At 73.1% G+C, this 18,134-nt stretch carries 16 protein-coding genes; 12 read left to right on the top strand and 4 right to left on the bottom strand.

The annotated features are described in order from the left end of the window. Position 1: 1 nt before the first annotated feature. From dusB to Z164_RS0114855, 3 genes are read right to left on the bottom strand one after another with little or no spacing between them, the layout of a single operon-like run. Complete coding sequence (dusB, locus tag Z164_RS0114865; protein ID WP_024891474.1) at positions 2–1,015, bottom strand: tRNA dihydrouridine synthase DusB; 1,014 nt, start codon at positions 1,013–1,015, stop codon at positions 2–4. Between the two features lie 39 nt (positions 1,016–1,054). Then, positions 1,055–2,017, bottom strand: coding sequence for a ribokinase (locus Z164_RS0114860; RefSeq protein ID WP_024891473.1), 963 nt, complete (start codon positions 2,015–2,017; stop codon positions 1,055–1,057). A 10-nt stretch (positions 2,018–2,027) separates the two neighbouring features. Beyond that, positions 2,028–3,323 carry a NupC/NupG family nucleoside CNT transporter gene (locus Z164_RS0114855; RefSeq protein ID WP_024891472.1) on the bottom strand — a complete coding sequence of 432 codons (1,296 nt, stop codon included), beginning with the start codon at positions 3,321–3,323 and terminating at the stop codon, positions 2,028–2,030. Between the two features lie 135 nt (positions 3,324–3,458). On the opposite strand from Z164_RS0114855, the gene Z164_RS0114850 reads away from it, so the two are divergent. From Z164_RS0114850 to Z164_RS0114825, 6 genes are all read left to right on the top strand, one after another. Continuing rightward, the gene (locus Z164_RS0114850) at positions 3,459–4,427 is read left to right on the top strand and encodes an aldo/keto reductase (protein ID WP_024891471.1); all 969 of its coding nucleotides are present in this window, start codon (positions 3,459–3,461) and stop codon (positions 4,425–4,427) included. A 196-nt stretch (positions 4,428–4,623) separates the two neighbouring features. Continuing rightward, a complete protein-coding gene (gene hemP / locus Z164_RS0114845; protein ID WP_024891470.1) occupies positions 4,624–4,821 on the top strand; it encodes a hemin uptake protein HemP in 198 nt (65 codons plus the stop codon). Between the two features lie 125 nt (positions 4,822–4,946). Beyond that, complete coding sequence (locus Z164_RS0114840) at positions 4,947–7,178, top strand: TonB-dependent hemoglobin/transferrin/lactoferrin family receptor (RefSeq protein ID WP_024891469.1); 2,232 nt, start codon at positions 4,947–4,949, stop codon at positions 7,176–7,178. A gap of 2 nt (positions 7,179–7,180) precedes the next feature. After that, positions 7,181–7,813, top strand: coding sequence for a hypothetical protein (locus Z164_RS0114835; RefSeq protein ID WP_024891468.1), 633 nt, complete (start codon positions 7,181–7,183; stop codon positions 7,811–7,813). Positions 7,814–7,868: 55 nt separating this feature from the next. Further along, positions 7,869–8,843, top strand: a complete 975-nt coding sequence (locus tag Z164_RS0114830) for a DUF6607 family protein (RefSeq protein WP_024891467.1) — start codon at positions 7,869–7,871, stop codon at positions 8,841–8,843. 497 nt (positions 8,844–9,340) lie between these two features. Beyond that, positions 9,341–9,619 (top strand): DUF493 family protein, encoded by a 279-nt coding sequence (locus Z164_RS0114825; RefSeq protein WP_024891466.1) that lies wholly within the window; start codon positions 9,341–9,343, stop codon positions 9,617–9,619. A 228-nt stretch (positions 9,620–9,847) separates the two neighbouring features. Here Z164_RS0114825 and Z164_RS0114820 read toward each other — a convergent pair whose 3' ends face one another. Beyond that, complete coding sequence (locus tag Z164_RS0114820; RefSeq protein ID WP_152540956.1) at positions 9,848–10,333, bottom strand: hypothetical protein; 486 nt, start codon at positions 10,331–10,333, stop codon at positions 9,848–9,850. A gap of 185 nt (positions 10,334–10,518) precedes the next feature. Between Z164_RS0114820 and lipB the strand changes: the two genes are divergently transcribed. The 6 genes from lipB to Z164_RS0114790 all read left to right on the top strand — a co-directional run bounded on the left by lipB (position 10,519) and on the right by Z164_RS0114790 (position 18,109). Continuing rightward, positions 10,519–11,178, top strand: a complete 660-nt coding sequence (lipB, locus tag Z164_RS0114815; RefSeq protein ID WP_024891464.1) for a lipoyl(octanoyl) transferase LipB — start codon at positions 10,519–10,521, stop codon at positions 11,176–11,178. 64 nt (positions 11,179–11,242) lie between these two features. Next, entirely contained in the window at positions 11,243–12,256 is a 1,014-nt protein-coding gene (gene lipA / locus Z164_RS0114810) for a lipoyl synthase (protein ID WP_024891463.1), read from the top strand. Positions 12,257–12,435: 179 nt separating this feature from the next. Beyond that, positions 12,436–14,622 carry a carboxy terminal-processing peptidase gene (locus Z164_RS0114805; RefSeq protein ID WP_024891462.1) on the top strand — a complete coding sequence of 729 codons (2,187 nt, stop codon included), beginning with the start codon at positions 12,436–12,438 and terminating at the stop codon, positions 14,620–14,622. A 325-nt stretch (positions 14,623–14,947) separates the two neighbouring features. Continuing rightward, positions 14,948–15,865, top strand: a complete 918-nt coding sequence (yedA, locus tag Z164_RS0114800; protein ID WP_024891461.1) for a drug/metabolite exporter YedA — start codon at positions 14,948–14,950, stop codon at positions 15,863–15,865. Further along, on the top strand, positions 15,862–16,764 hold the full coding sequence (gene rarD / locus Z164_RS0114795) for an EamA family transporter RarD (protein ID WP_024891460.1): 903 nt from the start codon (positions 15,862–15,864) through the stop codon (positions 16,762–16,764). The genes yedA and rarD overlap by 4 nt, the downstream gene beginning before the upstream one ends. Before the next feature lie 10 nt (positions 16,765–16,774). Further along, complete coding sequence (locus Z164_RS0114790; RefSeq protein WP_052338466.1) at positions 16,775–18,109, top strand: FAD/NAD(P)-binding protein; 1,335 nt, start codon at positions 16,775–16,777, stop codon at positions 18,107–18,109. Positions 18,110–18,134 lie beyond the last annotated feature (25 nt).

The following is an 18,134-nucleotide window of genomic DNA, read 5'->3' as shown; positions in this document are numbered from 1 at the left end:
GTCATGCTGCCCATGAGCGGTGGATCCGGTGCGCCCCGGGATCGCCGCCGGCGATCAGCGCATCGAAGTAATCGCGGGTGAGCTCGAGTTGCGCCTGCGCGGTCTCGGCGCGGTTGACCACCGCGCGGAAGGCGTGCTGTTCCGGTCGATCCTTGGCGTACCAGCCCAGGTGCTTGCGCGCGATGCGCACGCCGGCCGGTTCGCCGTAGAAGGCGTGCAGCGCCTCGAGGTGGCCGAGCAGCAGGTCGCGCACCTCGTGCAGCGACGGCGGCGGCAGGTGCGCGCCGGTGGCCAGGTGGTGGGCGATCTCGCGGAAGATCCACGGCCGGCCCTGCGCCGCGCGGCCGATCATCACCGCGTCGGCGCCGGTGCGGCGCAGCACGTCGGCGGCCTTGTCCGGGGAGTCGATGTCGCCGTTGGCGATCACCGGGATCGCGGCGCGGGCCTTGATCGCGGCGATGGTGTCGTACTCGGCGCGGCCGGTGTAGTGCTGGTCGCGGGTGCGCCCGTGCACGGCCAGCGCGGCGATGCCGGCGGCCTCGGCGATGCGGGCGATCTCGGGCGCGTTGCGGTGCGCGGCGTCCCAGCCGGTGCGGATCTTCAGCGTCACCGGCACGTCCACCGCCGCCACCACCGCCTCCAGGATGCGCGCGACCAGCGCCTCGTCGCGCATCAGCGCCGAGCCGGCCCAGGCGTTGCAGACCTTCTTCGCCGGGCAGCCCATGTTGATGTCGATGATCTGCGCGCCGTGGTCGGCGTTGTAGCGCGCGGCCTCGGCCAGCACGGCGGGCTCGGTGCCGGCGATCTGCACCGAGATCGGCGCCGGCTCGCCGGCGTGGTCCATGCGGTGGCGCGACTTGCGGGTGCGCCAGAAGCGCGGGTCGCTGCTGGTCATCTCCGAGACCGCCAGCCCCGCGCCCAGGCGCTTGCACAGCTGCCGGAACGGCTTGTCGGTGACCCCGGCCATCGGGGCCAGGATCACGCGCGGTTCGATGCGGTAGGGGCCGATCTGCATGCGCGCATTGTAGGCCGGCGCCCGCGGCGCCCCCGGGCGTCAGTCCGCGTCCGCGTCGCCGGGCCGCAGCCGCGGCATCGCGACCGCGGCGCCGGCGGCCTCGGTGGAGGCGGCGGCGTAGCGGTTGGCGAACCGCACCTGCGCCGCGAACGGCCGGCCGGGCCGCTGCGCCAGCGCCGCGGCGAGCGCGCCGTTGAAGGCGTCCCCAGCGCCGGTGGTATCGACCACGCGGGCAGGGCGGGCGGGGACGCGGTAGCGGGCGTCGCCGTCGCCGCAGGCGGCCGGATCGGCATGGGAGACGAAGCAGCCGGCGGCGCCCAGGGTGACCACCACGCTGCCGTGCGGGAGCAGGGCGCGGCACAGTGCGTGCAGGGCGTCGTCGTCGAGCGCGGCGACGGCGTCGGGGTCGACGCGCTCGCCGCCGTGCGCGGCCAGCAGCGCGGCGAACTCGCTCTCGTTGGGGGTGACCAGGTCGCAGGCGGCCAGCAGCGCCGCGTCCACCGGCGCGTTGGCCGGCGCCGGGTTGAGCATCGCCAGCGCGCCGCCTTCGCGTGCGGCGGCCAGCGCGGCGCGCACCGCCTCCGGCGGGGATTCCAGTTGCGCCAGCACCACCGCCGCGCCGGCCAGCGCCTGCGCCTGCGCGGCGACGAAGGCGGCGTCGAGCGCGGCGTTGGCGCCGGGGCCGATCACGATGGAGTTGCGGCCCTCGGCGTCGGTATAGATGCCGGCGGTGCCGGTCGGCGCGTGGCTGGCCAGCGCGTGCAGGCCGATGCCGTCGGCCGCGGCCAGCTCGCGCGCCAGCGCGCCGCCGGCATCGTCGCCCAGCGCGCACAGGAAACGCACTTCGGCGCCGGCGCGGCGCGCGGCGATCGCCTGGTTGAAGCCCTTGCCGCCGGGCCCGGTGGCGTATTCGCCGCTGAGCGTCTCGCCCGGCCGCGGCAGCCGCGGCGCGCGCCAGACGTGATCGACGTTGAAGGATCCGACGACGGCAACGTGCGGCATCGCGGCCGGCTCAGGCGAAGTGGGTCAGCACGCCGGCGATGGTGGCGGTCATCATCGTGGCGATGGTGCCGCCCAGCACCGCGCGCAGGCCGAAGCGGGCGAGGTCCTGGCGCCGGTCCGGGGCGAGCCCGCCGATGCCGCCGATCTGGATCGCGATCGAGCTGAAGTTGGCGAAGCCGCACAGCGCGTAGGTGGCGATCAGCCGGCCGTCCTCGGTCAGGCTCACCCCATCGACGCGGCCGTTGACGATCTCGGACAGCTGCAGGTAGGCGACGAACTCGTTGATGACCACCTTCTGCCCGATCAGCGAGCCGACCACGCCGGCATCCTGCCACGGCACGCCGATGACCCAGGCGATCGGCGCCAGCACGAAGCCGAAGATCGTGGCCAGGTCGAGCGGGCGCCCCAGCGAGGCCTCCAGGCCGCTCCATTGTCCGAACCAGGTCAGCGGCGCGTTGATCATCGCGATCAGCGCGATGAAGGCCAGCAGCATCGCGCCGATGTTGAGCGCCAGCCGCAGGCCGTCGCCGGCGCCGGCCGCGGCGGCGTCGATGATGTTGCTGGTGGTCTTCTCGACCTCCATCTTGACCGTGCCGCGGGTCAGCGGATCGCCGGTCTCGGGGATCAGGATCTTGGCGATCACCAGGGTCGCCGGCGCGGCCATGATCGAGGCGGCCAGCAGGTGCTTGGCGTAGAAGGCCTGTTCCTCCGGATCGCCGCCGCCGAGCATGCCCACGTAGGCGGCCAGCACGCCGCCGGCGATGTGCGCCATGCCGCCGATCATCATCGTGATCAGCTCGGACTCGGTCATGCGCGAGATGTAGGGGCGCACCGTCAGCGGCGCCTCGGTCTGGCCGATGAACACGCTCGCGCAGACGCTGGTGGTCTCGGCGCCGGACACGCGCATGACCTTGGTGATCGCCAGCGCCATCATCCGCACCACGAACTGCATGACGCCCAGGTGGTAGAGCACGCCCATCAGCGCGGCGAAGAAGATGATCGTCGGCAGTACCTGGAAGGCGAAGATGAACCCGTAGGTCTCGGCGTCCATCAGGTTGCCGAAGATGAACTTGGAGCCCTCGGTCACGAAGCCCAGGATCCTGACGAAGCCGTGGCCCAGCCAGTCGAACACCTCGCGCCCGCCGGGCACCAGCAGCACCAGCGCCGCGAACGCGATCTGCAGCGCCAGCCCGGTCGCCACCAGGGTCCAGTCCACGCGGCGCTTGTTGTTGGAGAACAGCCAGACGATGCCGACGAGCACCGCCAGACCGAACAGGCCGAACCCGACCCGTGCCAGACCTTCCATCGAACGCCCCTGGACCCTTGCAGACCGCGCAGGTTAGGCGAGCGGCCGGGTGGCGGCAACCGCGGCGCGCCGAGCGCGGGCGAGGGCCGGGCCCGGCGCGGCTAAACTGGCGTCCCGCTCCCAGGATCGCGCGCCATGCAGTACCGCCGCCTCGGCCACTCCGGCCTGCAGCTCTCCGCCCTCTCGCTGGGGGCCTGGGCGACCTTCGGCACCCGGGTCGGCCGCTCGGAGGCCCGCGAGCTGGTGGCCGCGGCGTGGGACCACGGCGTCAACTTCTTCGACAACGCCGAGAGCTACGCCCACGGCGACGCCGAGCGGATGATGGGCGACGTGATCGCCGACCTGCGCCTGCCGCGCGACGGCTACTGCGTGTCGAGCAAGGTCTACTTCGGTGCGGCCGCCTCGCCGCGGCCGACCCAGCGCGGCCTGTCGCGCAAGCACGTGCACGACGCCTGCCACGCCGCGTTGAAGCGGCTGCGCGTGGACTATCTCGACCTGTTCTTCTGCCACCGCCCGGATCCGGACGCGCCCGTGGCCGAGACGGTCTGGGCGATGGACACCCTGATCCGGCAGGGCAAGGTGCTGTACTGGGGGACATCGGAGTGGCCGGCGCCGCAGATCCGCGAGGCCGCCGACCTCGCCCGCAAGCACCGCCTGCACCCGCCGACCATGGAGCAGCCCGAGTACAACCTGCTGCACCGGCGGCGGGTGGAGCTGGAATACGCGCCGCTGTACGGCGAGCTGGGCCTGGGCACGACCACCTGGTCGCCCCTGGCCTCGGGCCTGCTCACCGGCAAGTACAACGCGGGCGTGGGCGACGACAGCCGGCTCGGCCACCCCGCCCACGCCTGGCTGCGGCCGGGCGTGCTGGAAGAGGGGCAGCGGCTGGAGCGCGCGCGGGCCTTCACCGCGCTCGCCGCCGAGCTGGGGCTGGCGCCGGCGCCGCTGGCCATCGCCTGGTGCCTGCGCAACCCGCACGTGTCCACGGTGCTGCTGGGCGCCAGCCGGGTAGCGCAGTTGCTGGAGAACCTGCAGGCGCTCGATCTCGCGCAGCGCCTCGACCAGACCGTCTGGCGCCGGATCGAGGCGGCGACGGACGCCTGACCGCGGCCCGGCCCCCCGCGGGCCCTGGAGCTCGTTCCGAGCCGGACCCGGAATCGGGCCCGCGCTTTGCCCGTTCCCGCGGCGCACCGGCGACCGCGTCGGCGATCGTGCGCGGGTCACGAAGCCGCGAAAAGGGACTTGACTGGCAAATGAGAATCATTAGCATCGTTGGCTCCCATGCACAGGAGTCCCGCCGATGTTCGTCGCACGCCCGCATGAAGCCGCCCCGGTCGAGTCCGCCGGCGTCGCCCACCTGAGCCCGGTCGCCTCGGACCTGGTGATCCTGGACAGCGCCCGCCTGCTGAAGGGCCAGCGCGAGATCCGCATCCGCCACGGCAACGAGACCTATCGCCTGCGCCATACCCGCAACGACAAGCTGATCCTGACCAAGTAGTCCCACGGCGGCGCCGGCGGTTCCGCCGTCGCGTCGCCGTCGCCCCGTCTGTCCGGGGGGCGCCCGCCACGGTCGCCAGTCGATCGTGCCCGCGCCGCCCGGGCTCACCTCACCTGCGAGCCCCCATGCGTTCCCATCCGTTGTCCCTGGCCCTCGGTCTGGCCGTTGCCGCCCTGTCCTGTTCCGTGTCCGCCCAGCCGCTCGCCGGCGCCGATGCCGCGCCCGAGCAGGCGCTGGATCGGGTCGTGGTCACCGCCACCCGCACCGAGCGGACCATCCTCGACGTGGCCAGCACCGTGGACGTGATCGACCGCGCGCGCATGGACGAACGGCTGGTCCGCGACCTCAAGGACCTGTTCCGCTACGAGCCTGGCATCACCGTCACCAACAGTTTCGGCCGCTTCGGCATCGGCGACATCCGCGTGCGCGGGCTGGGCGGCAACCGGGTGCGCATCCTCACCGATGGCGTGCCGGTCTCCGATGCGTTCTCGATCGGAAGCTTCTCCAACGCCAACCGCAACTTCGTCGATCCCGACACGCTCAAGCGCGTCGAGGTGGTGCGCGGGCCGACCAGCTCGCTCTACGGCTCGGATGCGCTCGGCGGCGTGGTCGCCTTCTTCACCAAGGATCCGGCGGACTACCTGTCCGAGGGCGAGCGCGCGCACGTGGGCGCGCGCATCGGCTACGACAGCGCCTGGGACGGCACGAACCTCGGCGCCACCGCCGCCTGGGGCGGCGAGCGCTGGTCGGCGCTGGTCAACGTCGGCCACCGCGACGGCCACGAGACCGAGAACATGGGCGAGGTCGGCGGCGAAGGCGCCGCGCGCACCCGGCCCAATCCGCAGGACCGGCAGGACAGCAGCGTGCTGTCCAAGCTGGTGTTCGCGCCCAGCGCCGACCAGCGCTTCCGGCTGACCGCGGAAGGCAACGAAGGCCGCGCCAGGACCGACATGCTGACCTCGCTCGGGCGCCAGGCGCTGACCGGCGCCGAGAACACGCGGGTGCACGCCGACGACCGCCAGACCCGCGCGCGGGTGACCTTCGGCCACGAGATGGACGCCGTCGGCGCCGCCTTCGCCGACTCGCTGGACTGGCAGGTCTACCGCCAGGACAGCGAGACCACCCAGGACACGCTGGAGGAGCGCGTGACCGCCGCCGGCGTGCCGGAGCGGCGCGAGCGCAGCTTCAACTTCGACCAGCGCACCTACGGCCTGCAGGCCAACTTCTTCAAGGCGTTCGCCACCGGCGGCGCCGAGCACGCGCTGAGCTGGGGCCTGGACCTGGCGCGGACCGACACCCGGCAGAAGCGCGACGGGCGGTTGACCAACCTGCGCACCGGCCAGGTGACCAACAGAATGCTGCCCGACGTGTTCCCGGTGCGCGACTTCCCGGTCAGCCGCACCGACACCGCCGCGCTCTACGTGCAGGACGAGATCGTGTTCGGCGACGGCGCGCTGCGGCTGGTGCCGGCGCTGCGCGTGGACCGCTACGAGCTCAAGCCGGAGATCGACGGCATCTTCGCCGAGGACAACCCCGGGCTGGAGGTCGCCGACCTGACCAAGACCCAGGTCTCGCCCAAGCTCGGCATGGTCTGGCGCTTCCGGCCCGACTGGTCGCTGTTCGCCAGCTACGCGCACGGCTTCCGCGCGCCGCCGTACAACGACGTCAACATCGGCTTCACCAATGCCGCCTTCGGCTACACCGCGATCCCCAACCCGGACCTCAAGCCGGAGACCAGCAAGGGCGTCGAGGCGGGCATCCGCCACAGCGGGCCTGTCGTGCACGCGGCGCTGACCGGCTACCACAACCGCTACGACGACTTCATCGAGTCCACCCGCTTCATCGGCTTCAACGCCGACGGGCTGATGGTCTACCAGTCGCAGAACGTCGCCGAGGCGCGCATCTACGGCGTCGAGCTGAAGGCCGGCGTGGACCTGGGCGGGCTGTCCGACGCCTGGGCCGGCTGGAGCCTGCAGGGCGCGGCCGCGTGGTCGCGCGGCGACGACCGCACCGCCGACGAGCCGCTGGACTCGGTCGACCCGCTCACCGGAACCCTCGGCATCGCCTACGACGCCGAGACCTGGGGCGCCGAGCTGGTCGGGCGCTTCGTCGAGGGCAAGCGCCGGGCCTCCGCCGACGACCTGTACCTCTCGCCGGGCTACGGCGTGCTGGACCTCTACGCGCGCTGGCAGGTCACCCCGCAGCTGCGGGTGAACGCCGGCATCCGCAACCTGACCGACCGCACCTACTGGGCGGCCGGCGACCTGCCGCTCACCGTGGCGACCACCAGCGGCACGCTCGACCGCTACACCTCGCCGGGCCGCAACGTCGCGGTCAGCCTGGCGGTGGACTTCTAGCCATGGCGGCCTCCGCGCGCCGCCACGCCTCTGCGCCGTCCGCCGCCGTGCAGGCGGCGCGGCCCGGCGGGGCGGCGCGCGCGCGGCCGGCGCTGCCGCAGCCGTGGCAGCTCGCGGCGCTGGGCACGGTGCTGTGCCTGTATCGCGCGCGCGGCGGCGAACTGGACGGCTGGCGGCGCGCGGCCCGGGTGGAGGTCTGCAGCGCGCTGCACGCCGACGCGCTGTACGAGAGCCTGCAGTTCCACGACGGCGACGGCCTGGGCTGCTGGCGGCTGTTCCTGCTGCCCGACACGGATTTCCTCGCCTGGGAGGCGCTGGCGCGCAGCTTGCCGGCCGCGCCCGTCGCCGGCGGCGGCATCGCCGAGCGACTGTGGCGCCGGCTGGCCCACGGCGTGTCCGGGGCGGCATGGCGCTGCAGCGTGCTGCGGCTGACGCTGGCGCCGGAGGGCGAGGGCGCCGGCGAACGCCTCAGCGCCAGCCTCGCCACCGTGTCCGCGCTCGGCGCCGAGGTGGCGCAGCGCATCGTCCAGGCCGAGGGCGTCGAGGGCGCGGCGCGGATCGACGAGTGCTGCTGCGAGCGCAGCGCGCGCCTGGCCGCCGCCGCGCCCCGCCGGCTGCGGCCGGGCCCCCTTTGAAGCGCGTCCCGCGCAACCGACAAGACCCGTAGTTCAGACCGAGACGATGCCTGCCATGAAGCCAGCCCGACCGTACCCGTCCTCCCCCCTGCCCCTGGCGGCCCTGATCCTGCCGCTGGTATCCCTGCTGATCGCCGCGCCGGCCGCGGCCGCGCAGCCCGCCGCCGACCCGGCCCGCGACCGTGCCGCCATCCTCGCCATGCAGGGCGAGTACGACGTCGACTTCGCGTTCGACGAGACGGTGGTGTTCGCCCCCGGCTACGAGCGCGCCGAGCCCAAGCGCAGCGGCGGCAGCGAGATCGTGCTGGTGGTGGAGGACACGCCGACCCGCGTCGTGCTGCAGCACATCCTGGTGCACGCCCCGACCGGCCACGTCACCAAGCACTGGCGGCAGGACTGGATCTACGAGGCGCCGCGGCGGTTCGAGTTCAGCGCCGACCAGACCTTCAGCGTCCGCGACATCCCCGTCGAACAGACCCGCGGCGCCTGGACCCAGTGCGTGTACGAGGTCAGCGACGCGCCGCGCTATTGCGGCACCGGGCGCTGGGTCCACGACGGCGGGATCTCGACCTGGACCTCCGACCCGGGCTACCGGCCGCTGCCGCGCCGCGAGTACACCACCCGCGAGGACTACAACGCGCTGCAGGTGGTGAACCGCCATACCATCGTGCCCGGCGGCTGGACCCACGAGCAGGACAACGTCAAGACCGTGCGCGGCGCGGACGGCAGCACCCGCGCGATCGTGCGCGAGTTCGGCTTCAACGACTACCGCAAGGACGACAGCGTGGACTTCACCCCGGCGCTGGACTACTGGAAGGCGACCGCCGACTACTGGGCGCGCGTGCGCTCGCGCTGGGACGCGCTGCTGTCGCGCCCGCCGGGCCTGCGGCTGAAGACCCCGATCGACGGCATGGCGATCATCGAACCGCTGTTCGGCCAGGCGCAGCGCCTGCAGGAAGGCGGGCAGGTGACCGATGCCGAGATCGACGCCGTGTTCGCGCAGTGGGTGGAGCCGGCGCCGGCGCCCTGAGCGTCGGCGCGGTGCGTCGCCGCGCCCGCGCGCGGCATGGCCGCGCTCCCGCGTCGTCCCCCGCGAGCGAGTAGCATCCTGTTCTCCCTTCCCCCGCAAGCGGGGAGCATCCTGTTTTTCCCTTCCCCGCAAGCGGGGAGCGCTCTGTTTTTCCCTTACGCCGCAGGCGTGCAAAAGCGGCCCTCATCCGGCGCTGCGCGCCACCTTCTCCCGCTTGCGGGAGAAGGGACAATGTGGTCCCGCTTGCGGGAGAAGGAACGACATGCGTCCCGCTTGAGGGGGAACGACGTCATGCGTCCCGCTCGCGGAAGAAGGGGCGATGGACTTGCCGCGGGAGCAGGGCGACAGGGCCCTGTTCGGAACGGATAGCGTCGGCGTGGCAGGTCGACTGTCGATTCGGGGGGCAACGGCGGGCGAAACGTTCGCCTCGAGCCTTCCGCCGTCGCGGTCGGGCGCGCGGGCTTGGAAAGCCGGGCGCGGGCGCCCACAATCGGGCGATGGAGATCAAGTCCGACAATCCCGAGCACGGCTTCCAGTTCCCCGGCGAGTTCGAGATCACCGCCATGGGTCCGGCCAATGCCGGACTGGAAGCCGACATCCCGCGCCTGTTGCAGGCCGCTGGCCTGACGGTCCTGGAGGAATCGATCCGCTGGCGCGAATCGAGCGGCGGCCGGTTCGTCTCGGTTCGCCTGAGTTTCCGCGCCGCCTCGCGCGAGGAGTACGAGACCGCGCATACCGCGCTGCGCGAGCATCCCGAGGTCCGCTGGACGCTGTGAGCCCAGCCTCCGGCCCGGACGTTCGCGAGGCGGACGGCAGCGGATCGGGCGGCGGGCGGTGGCACCGGCCGGCTTCTTCGGGCCGCCGTGGCGCGTAGCGCGCGCGATCGCGGCCTGCCCGCAGGGGGCGGACCGGGGCGTAGCCGCTGCCGGTACACGCCGGCCCGGATATGGGAAGGGCCGGCATGGCCGGCCCTTCCGGGGATGCAGCGTCGGACTGCCGCGCGGTTACGAGGCGGGTACGATCTGGATCGAACGGCCCGAGCCGAACACCCGCACGCGCCCGCCCTTGGACAGGTGGGACGCGTTGGGGATCTGGATCGCGGACTCCTGGCCGTCGTCGAACTTGACCAGCACCATGTAGGCGGTCTCGGTCTGCCCGCCCGACGCCGTGGCCCCGGCCGCGACGTCGGCCACGACGTCCTGGGTGGTGGCGTTGGCCACCTGGTAGGCGTCGTAGGAGTAGTCGCCGGTCACGCGGCTGACCGCGCGGCCGGCGGCGCGCCCGAGCATGCGCCCCAGCGCGCCGGTGGTCCTGTTGTTCTGCTGCTGCGGCTGCGCCTGCGCGGGGACCTGGATCGGCGTGATGTCGGTGACGACGCCGCTGCGGAACGAGGTTTCCTGGGCGAAGGACGCTGCCGATGCCCACATCAGCATCAGCATCGTCGCGAATGCGATCGGCCACGAGGCTGGCTTCCTGGCGGTGGATTTCATGGGTTCTCTCCTGAACGGATGGCCGGAAATATCCGCGCGTGAACGCGCGGTGAACGCACTCTAAATGGGTTCCGTGACCGTTACAAGTTCGCCCGGGCCGGGGCAATCCGGCTTGGTATTCCCCCAGGCCGCGCGGATAATCCCGTCGTGGACATCGCACCCCCGCGCAACCCTCCGGACGTGACGTGGCGCCCGTAACGCCGCCGCCGGCCCTCGTCCGCGATCTCGGCCGCCGCGCCTACGAGCCGGTCTGGCGGGCCATGCAGCGCTTCACCGACGCGCGCGATGCCGCCACCGCGGACGAACTCTGGGTGGTCGAGCACGATCCGGTGTTCACCCTCGGCCAGGCCGGCCGCGAGGAGCACGTGCTGGCGCCCGGCGACATCCCGGTGCTGCACGTGGACCGCGGCGGGCAGGTGACCTACCACGGGCCGGGCCAGATCGTGGTCTACCCGCTGCTGGACCTGCGCCGGCTGGGGCTGGGCGTGCGCGAGTACGTGGAACGGCTGGAACAGGCGGTGATCGACACCCTGGCCGAGTGGAACATCGGCGCGGCGCGCCGCGAGGGCGCGCCCGGCGTGTACGTCGGCGGCGCCAAGGTCGCCTCGCTGGGCATCCGCGTGCGTCGCGGCTGCACCTTCCACGGGCTGGCCTTCAACGTGGCGATGGACCTGGAGCCGTTCGGCCGCATCAACCCCTGCGGCTACCAGGGGCTGCAGGTGACCTCGGTGCTAGACTTGGGCGGTCCGTCCGGCATGGAGGCCGTCAAGCCGGTACTGCTCGCCGAGCTGGCGCGGCAGTTCGGGCTGCGGATCGAGACCGCGCCGCCGGCGGCCGCGGCATGAATCCGGCCCGCCGCGTCCCGCGCCGTCCGCGCCCCTTCCTGCACCCCGCGGCTGACCCCACGCCATGACCGAATCCACCGCCACCGCCCGATCCATCCCGCTCGCCGTCGTCGGCGCCGAGGCGCCGTCCTCGCCGCAGCCGGGCGTCAAGCAGGTGGCCAGCGACAAGATCGCGCGCTCGCCGGTGCAGTTCGCCGATGCGCCGGTGCTGCGCAAGCCGTCCTGGATCCGGGTGCGCATCCCCTCCAACGGCGCGGTCGCGGCGCTGAAGTCCAAGCTGCGCGCCAACCGCCTGGTCACCGTGTGCGAGGAAGCGAGCTGCCCGAACATCCACGAGTGCTTCGGCCACGGCACCGCGACCTTCATGATCCTGGGCGAGGTCTGCACCCGCCGCTGCTCGTTCTGCGACGTGGCCCACGGCCGGCCGAAGCCGCCGGACCCGTCCGAACCCTTCAGCCTGGCCGCGACCGTGGCCGACATGGGCCTGAAGTACGTGGTGGTCACCAGCGTCGACCGCGACGACCTGCGCGACGGCGGCGCCCAGCACTTCGTGGACTGCATCGCGGCGATCCGCGCGCGCACCCCGTCGACCCGGATCGAGATCCTGACCCCCGACTTCCGCGGCAAGGGCCGCATGGAGCGCGCGCTGGAGATACTGGCGCAGAATCCGCCGGACGTGTTCAACCACAACGTCGAGACCGTGCCCGACCTGTACCGCAACGTGCGCCCGGGCGCCGACTACCAGTGGTCGCTGACCCTGCTGCAGAAGTTCAAGGCGCAGCACCCCGGCATCCCGACCAAGTCCGGCATCATGCTCGGCCTGGGCGAGACCATGGAGCAGGTGCAGGGCACCCTGCGCGACCTGCGCGCGCACGACGTGGACATGGTCACCATCGGCCAGTACCTGCAGCCCAGCCCGCACCACCACCCGGTGCTGCGCTACTGGACGCCGGAGGAATACAAGGCGCTGGAGGTCTACGGCATGGGCCTGGGCTTCAGCCACGTGGCGTCGGGGCCGCTGGTGCGCTCGTCCTACCATGCCGACCGCCAGGCGATGGAGGCCGGCGTCGCCGCCTGACACGGCGCGCGCCCCGGGGCAGGCGCCGTTCACGCCGGTGCCACCCCGCGCGGTTAGAGTGAATTCGCGCGCTGCCGGGCCGCGCCGTGCAACTTCCGGCGCTGGAAGCCGTCTATGGAACGCCACATACTCCCGCTGAGGCGCCGGCTGCCGTCGGCGATCCAGGAACCCGCCCCCGCATGAAATTCCATCGCCTGCTTTCCGCTTTCGTGATCGCGCTGGCCCTGTCGGTCCCGCTGGCCCTGATGGCCCGCGCCGACGGCGAAGCGGCCATCCCGGCCTCGCCCAGCGTGGATCAGGTGCGCACCGCCCAGCTCGTGCACGGGCTGCTGTCCGACAGCCGCTACGCCTACCGGCCGCGCCAGCTCGACGCGGCGATGGAGCGCGACATCCTCAAGCGTTACCTGGAGTCGCTGGACCCGGGCAAGATGTTCTTCACCGCCGCCGACGTGGCGCGCTTCGAGCCGCTCGCGCCGAAGCTGGGCGATGCGATCCGCAAGGGCCAGCTGGAGCCCTCGATCGCGATGTTCGTGCTCTACAAGGAGCGCGTGGACGAGCGCGTGGCCTACGCGCGCGGGCTCCTCGACCAGGACATCTTCGACTTCACCGCCGACGATCGCTGGGAGTACGACCGCGAGGACGCGCCGTGGCCGGCCGATTCGGCCGCGCTGGACGCGGTCTGGCGGCAGTCGGTGCGCAACGACTGGCTGCGCCTGAAGCTGGCCGGCCGCGAGCCGGAGCAGATCCGCGAGACCCTGGACCGCCGCTACCGCAACCTGGCCACCCGCATCGCCCAGCTCAACGGCGAGGACGCGTTCCAGTCCTTCCTCAACGCCTACACCGGCTCGATCGACCCGCACACGTCCTACTTCAATCCGCGCAGCACGCAGCTGTTCAACCAGAGCATGTCGCTGTCGCTGGAGGGCATCGGCGCGCAGCTGCAGCCGCAGGACGACGTGATCGTGATCCGTGAGCTGATCCCCGGCGGGCCGGCCGCGCTGAGCGGCAAGTTCAAGGTGGGCGACCGCATCGTCGGCGTCGGCCAGGGCGCCGACGGCCCGATCGAGGACGTGGTCGGCTGGCGCATCGACGACGTGGTCGAGAAGATCAAGGGGCCCAAGGACACCCAGGTGCGGCTGGAGGTCATTCCCGCCGGCGCCAGCCTGGACAGCGAGCCGGTGCGGATCGTGCTGACCCGCGCGCGGGTGCGGCTGGAAGAGCAGGCGGCCAAGTCCGAGATCGTCGAGATTCCCGGCGTGGACGGCGACGTCGATCATCGCATCGGCGTCATCAAGCTGCCGGCGTTCTACCAGGACTTCCAGGGCCGCCGCACCCAGTCCGGCGACTACGCCTCGGCCACGCGCGACGTGGCCCGCCTGCTGGAGGGCTTCAAGGCCGACGGCGTCGACGGCGTGGTGCTGGACCTGCGCAACAACGGCGGCGGTTCGCTCAACGAGGCGGTCGAGCTGACCGGGCTGTTCATCGATACCGGCCCGGTGGTGCAGGTGCGCGAGTCGGGCGGGCGCGTCAGCGTCGAGGCTGACCGCAATCCCGGCGTGGCCTGGGAGGGCCCGCTGGCGGTCTTGATCAACCGCGGCTCGGCCTCCGCCTCGGAGATCGTCGCCGGCGCCATCCAGGACTACGGCCGCGGCCTGGTGATCGGCGAGACCACCTTCGGCAAGGGCACCGTGCAGAACCTGGTCGATCTGGACCGCTGGCCGGGCAACGAGCAGAAGCGCTTCGGCTCGGTGAAGCTGACCGTGGCGCAGTTCTTCCTGCCCGGCGGCAGCAGCACCCAGAACCGCGGCGTGGTGCCGGACATCAAGTTCCCGGTCACGGTGGACGCCAGCGAGTTCGGCGAGAGCACCTACGACAACGCGTTGCCGTGGACCCGCATCGCCGCGGTCACCCACACCCGCTACGGCGACTTCGCTCCGCTGCTGCCGCAGCTCGAGGCGCTGCACCAGGCGCGCATCGCCGAGGACCCCGAGTTCCGCTGGTGGATGGAGGACGTGGAGGAGCTGCGCCGCGAGCGCGAGAAGAAGTACGTCTCGCTCAACGAGGCCGAGCGCCGCGCCGAGCGCGAGCGCCAGGAACAGAAGCGCCGCGACCGCCAGGCGCAGCGCCGCGAGCTGGGCCTGCCGCTGGACCCGCTGGCCGAGGACAACGACGACGGCCTGCAGGCCAACGAGCGCGACGTCGCCCTCGACACCGCGCGCGAGAAGGCCGCCGAGGAGCGCCCGGACCCGCTGCTGCACGAGTCGGCGGCGATCCTCGCCGACGCCATGCGCCTGCTCAACCGCGACCAGCGCCTCAACGCGCAGGTGCTGCCGGAATCCACGCGCCCCAACAGCTGGGCGCGCTAGGCGCCGAAGGCCGCCACAACCGCAGTACGCGAACGCCGCCTCCGGGCGGCGTTCGCGTACTGCGGCGATGCGTCCGCGTCGATCCGGGGCCGTGCGCGAGCGCGCTCCCACGGAAGCTGGCCTCGCAAGCGCGCGCTCGCGCCCGCCCACGTGCCACGTCCGCGAACGACCGGCCTGCGGCCCGCAGCGCGGGCAGGATGGCGTGGCGGCCGGGAATCCCCGCGATGGCGGAACACCGTGTCGCTTCGTCGGCGCAGCCGACAGGCGTACCATGGCGGCCTGCGCGCCGTCGCCCCGCGCGCGCCCCTTTCCCCCGGACCTTTCCATGAGTGCCCCGTCGCTCGTGCCGCGCCCCGTTTCACCGCTCGCCGTGCTGTTCGCGCTGGCGCTGCTGTACGTGATCTGGGGCTCGACCTACCTCGCCATCCGCTTCGCGCTCGAGGGCGGCTACCCGCCGCTGCTGCTGGCGGGCATCCGCTTCGTGCTCGCCGGCGGCCTGATGTACGCGGTGCTGCGCTGGCGCGGCGTGCCCGCGCCGACGCGGCCGCAATGGCGCAACTGCGCGGCGATGGGCGCGCTGCTGCTGGGCCTGGGCAACGGGCTGGTGTGCATCGCCGAGCAGTCGGTGTCCTCCGGCCTGGCGGCGGTCGCGGTGGCCTCCGCGCCGCTGTGGATCGGCCTGTTCTCGGCGGTGCGCGGGCAGTACCCGCGCGGGCTGGAATGGCTGGGGTTGGCGATCGGCTTCGCTGGGGTGCTGTGGCTCAACGCCGGCAGCTCGCTGACTGCCTCGCCGGTGGGCCTGGTGGCGCTGCTGATCGCGCCGGCGGCCTGGGCGTTCGGCTCGGTGTGGAGCCGTGGCCGCGACCTGCCGTCGCCGTTCATGACCGCCGCGGCGCAGATGCTGTGCGGCGGCGTCGGCATGCTCGCGGTGGGCGCGCTGCTGGGCGAGCGCTTCGCGGCGCTGCCGAGCCTGCAGGCCACGCTGTCGCTGGCCTACCTGACGACCTTCGGCTCGATCGTCGGTTTCACCGCCTACATCTGGCTGCTGCACCACGTGCGGCCGACCCTGGCCGGCAGCTATGCCTACGTCAACCCGGCCGTCGCGGTGCTGCTGGGCGCGTGGCTGGCGGCCGAGCGTTTCGGGCCGAACGACATCGGCGCGATGGCGGTGATCCTGGCCGGCGTGGTCGCGATCAGCCTGGCGCGCGCGCGGCGGCCCGCGCCGGCGGCGAAGCCGGGATGAGCCAGGCCCTGGATCGCCGCGGCCTGTGGATGGCGGCCGGCGCCTTCGTGCTGTGGGGCGTGATGCCGCTGTACTGGCATCTGCTGGCCGCGGTGCCGGCGCTGCAGATCGTGCTGCATCGCGTGGTCTGGGGCGCGCTGCTGGTGGCCGGCTGGCTGTTCTGGCAGCGCGGCCGCGGCTGGCTGCGGCAGACGCTCGCGCGGCCGCGCGTGGCCGCGATGCTCGCCGCCAGCGGCTGCCTGATCGCCTTCAACTGGGGCCTCTACATCTGGGCGGTCAACAGCGGCCACGTGATCGAGACCAGCCTCGGCTACTTCGTCAATCCGCTGCTCAACGTGGTGATCGGCGTGGCGGTGCTGCGCGAACGGCTGAACCGGGTGCAGTGGGCGTCGGTGGCGATCGCCGCCGGCGGCGTGCTGTGGCTGACCTTCAACTACGGCAGCTTCCCCTGGATCGCGCTGTCGCTGGCGGCCTCGTTCGCGCTGTACGGGCTGATCCGTCGCCAGGCCGCGGTGGACGCGATCCCCGGCCTGGGCGTGGAGAGCCTGTTCCTGCTGCCGGCGGCGCTGGTGGCCCTGACCTGGCTGGAGGCGAGCGGCCAGGGCGGCTTCTTCGGCCACTGGCCGCTGGCGGTGGACGCGCTGCTGGTCGCCGGCGGCGCGCTGACCGCGCTGCCGCTGATCGGCTTCGCCTACGGCGTGAGGCGGATCCCGTTCGTCCTGGTCGGCCTGCTGCAGTACATCGCGCCGACCCTGCAACTGCTGATCGGCGTGTTCTTCTTCAACGAGCCGTTCGGCAGCGACCGCGCGATCGGCTTCGCGATCATCTGGGCGGCGCTGGCGCTGTTCATGGCCGACGGGCTGGCGCGCGCGCGCCGCCGCGCGGCGAGGGGCGGGTAGCATGCAGGGCATGGAGCACGATGTCGCGATCGCCGGCGGCGGCGCCTCGGCGGTGCTGCTGGCGCTGCAGTTGCGCCGGCGCTGGCCGGACTGCCGCATCGCCATCGCCGAGCCCGCGGCGCGGCTGGGCGCGGGCGCGGCCTATTCCACCCGCTGCGACGAGCACCTGCTCAACGTGCCGGCCGGCGGCATGAGCGCCGATCCCGAGACGCCGGACGACTTCGTCGCGTACCTGCGCGCGCAGGGCTTCGACGCCGGCGTGGCCGCGCGCTACGTGCCGCGCCGGCGCTACCACGACTACCTGGCCGCGCGCCTGCGCGCGCTGCCCGGCACCGCGCCGCACCATGCGCGCGCCGAGGCGGTCGGCTACGACGCGCAGGACCGCGCGCTGATCCTGGATTCGGGTGCGCGTCTGCGCGCGCGCGCGCTGGTGCTGGCCACCGGCAACCGCGCGCGCGGGCTGCCGATCCCGGTCCCGGCGCAGGCGGCCGGCCGCGCGATCGGGGCCTGGGACCACGACGCGGTCGCCGCGCTGCCCGCGACCGCCGACGTCGCCATCGTCGGCACCGGGCTGAGCATGGTGGACGCGGCGCTCACCCTGCATGCGCGCGGCCACCGCGGGCGGATCGTCGCGCTGTCGCGGCACGCGCTGCTGCCGCTGCCGCACGCCGCCCCCGGAGAGGCGGCGGTCGATCTCGATGCGCTGCTGGCGCTGCCGCTGCGCGCGCGCTTGCGCGCGCTGCGCGGCGAAGCCGAGGCGCTGCGCCGCGCCGGCCGCCCCTGGCAGTGGCTGATGCAGGCGCTGCGCCCGCACGGGGTGGCGCTGTGGCGCAGCCTGGGCGATGGCGACCGCGCGCGTTTCCTGCGCCATGCGGTGCGCTACTGGGACGTGCATCGCCACCGGATCGCGCCGGAGGCAGCGGCGGTCCTGGACGGGATGATCGCGCGCGGCGATCTGGTCCTGGCGCGCGCGCGCCTGGAGGCGATCGCCTGCGAGGACGGCCGCCTGCGGCTGGATGCGCGCGCGCATGACGGCCGTGCGCTGTGCTGGCGGGTGGATGCGGCGCTCGACGCCACCGGCATCGAGACCCGGCTGGCGCGCAGCGCCGATCCGTTGCTGGCCGCGCTGCGCGACGCCGGCCTCGTGCGCGCCGGGCCTTGCGGGCTCGGCCTGGACGTGGAGGCCGATGGCGCGGTGCGCGACGCCGCCGGCCGCGTCCACGACGATCTGTACGCGATCGGCAGCCTGCGCATCGGCACGGAATGGGAGAGCGTGGCGATCCCGGAGCTGCGCGTGCAGGCGGCGACCATCGCGGCGCGGCTGGCCGCGGCCGCGCGCGGCTGACCGGCGCGCGGCAGGCATCCGGGCG

The organism is Luteimonas huabeiensis HB2 (assembly GCF_000559025.1).
Classification (GTDB): Bacteria; Pseudomonadota; Gammaproteobacteria; order Xanthomonadales; family Xanthomonadaceae; genus Luteimonas; species Luteimonas huabeiensis.
Note: the sequence above shows the minus strand (reverse complement) of the source record. Positions and strands in the feature narration are given on the sequence as shown.

Excerpts from the sequence above, each read along its gene's own strand:
- Z164_RS0114830 (WP_024891467.1), top strand. The coding sequence starts at position 7,869 with ATGAAGCCAGCCCGACCGTACCCGTCCTCCCCCCTGCCCCTGGCGGCC.
- Z164_RS0114805 (WP_024891462.1), top strand. The coding sequence starts at position 12,436 with ATGAAATTCCATCGCCTGCTTTCCGCTTTCGTGATCGCGCTGGCCCTG.
- Z164_RS0114855 (WP_024891472.1), bottom strand. The coding sequence starts at position 3,323 with ATGGAAGGTCTGGCACGGGTCGGGTTCGGCCTGTTCGGTCTGGCGGTG.
- Z164_RS0114825 (WP_024891466.1), top strand. The coding sequence starts at position 9,341 with ATGGAGATCAAGTCCGACAATCCCGAGCACGGCTTCCAGTTCCCCGGC.
- Z164_RS0114790 (WP_052338466.1), top strand. The coding sequence starts at position 16,775 with ATGGAGCACGATGTCGCGATCGCCGGCGGCGGCGCCTCGGCGGTGCTG.
- yedA (WP_024891461.1), top strand. The coding sequence starts at position 14,948 with ATGAGTGCCCCGTCGCTCGTGCCGCGCCCCGTTTCACCGCTCGCCGTG.
- hemP (WP_024891470.1), top strand. The coding sequence starts at position 4,624 with ATGTTCGTCGCACGCCCGCATGAAGCCGCCCCGGTCGAGTCCGCCGGC.
- Z164_RS0114860 (WP_024891473.1), bottom strand. The coding sequence starts at position 2,017 with ATGCCGCACGTTGCCGTCGTCGGATCCTTCAACGTCGATCACGTCTGG.
- Z164_RS0114835 (WP_024891468.1), top strand. The coding sequence starts at position 7,181 with ATGGCGGCCTCCGCGCGCCGCCACGCCTCTGCGCCGTCCGCCGCCGTG.
- rarD (WP_024891460.1), top strand. The coding sequence starts at position 15,862 with ATGAGCCAGGCCCTGGATCGCCGCGGCCTGTGGATGGCGGCCGGCGCC.
- Z164_RS0114840 (WP_024891469.1), top strand. The coding sequence starts at position 4,947 with ATGCGTTCCCATCCGTTGTCCCTGGCCCTCGGTCTGGCCGTTGCCGCC.
- Z164_RS0114850 (WP_024891471.1), top strand. The coding sequence starts at position 3,459 with ATGCAGTACCGCCGCCTCGGCCACTCCGGCCTGCAGCTCTCCGCCCTC.
- lipA (WP_024891463.1), top strand. The coding sequence starts at position 11,243 with ATGACCGAATCCACCGCCACCGCCCGATCCATCCCGCTCGCCGTCGTC.
- dusB (WP_024891474.1), bottom strand. The coding sequence starts at position 1,015 with ATGCAGATCGGCCCCTACCGCATCGAACCGCGCGTGATCCTGGCCCCG.
- Z164_RS0114820 (WP_152540956.1), bottom strand. The coding sequence starts at position 10,333 with ATGAAATCCACCGCCAGGAAGCCAGCCTCGTGGCCGATCGCATTCGCG.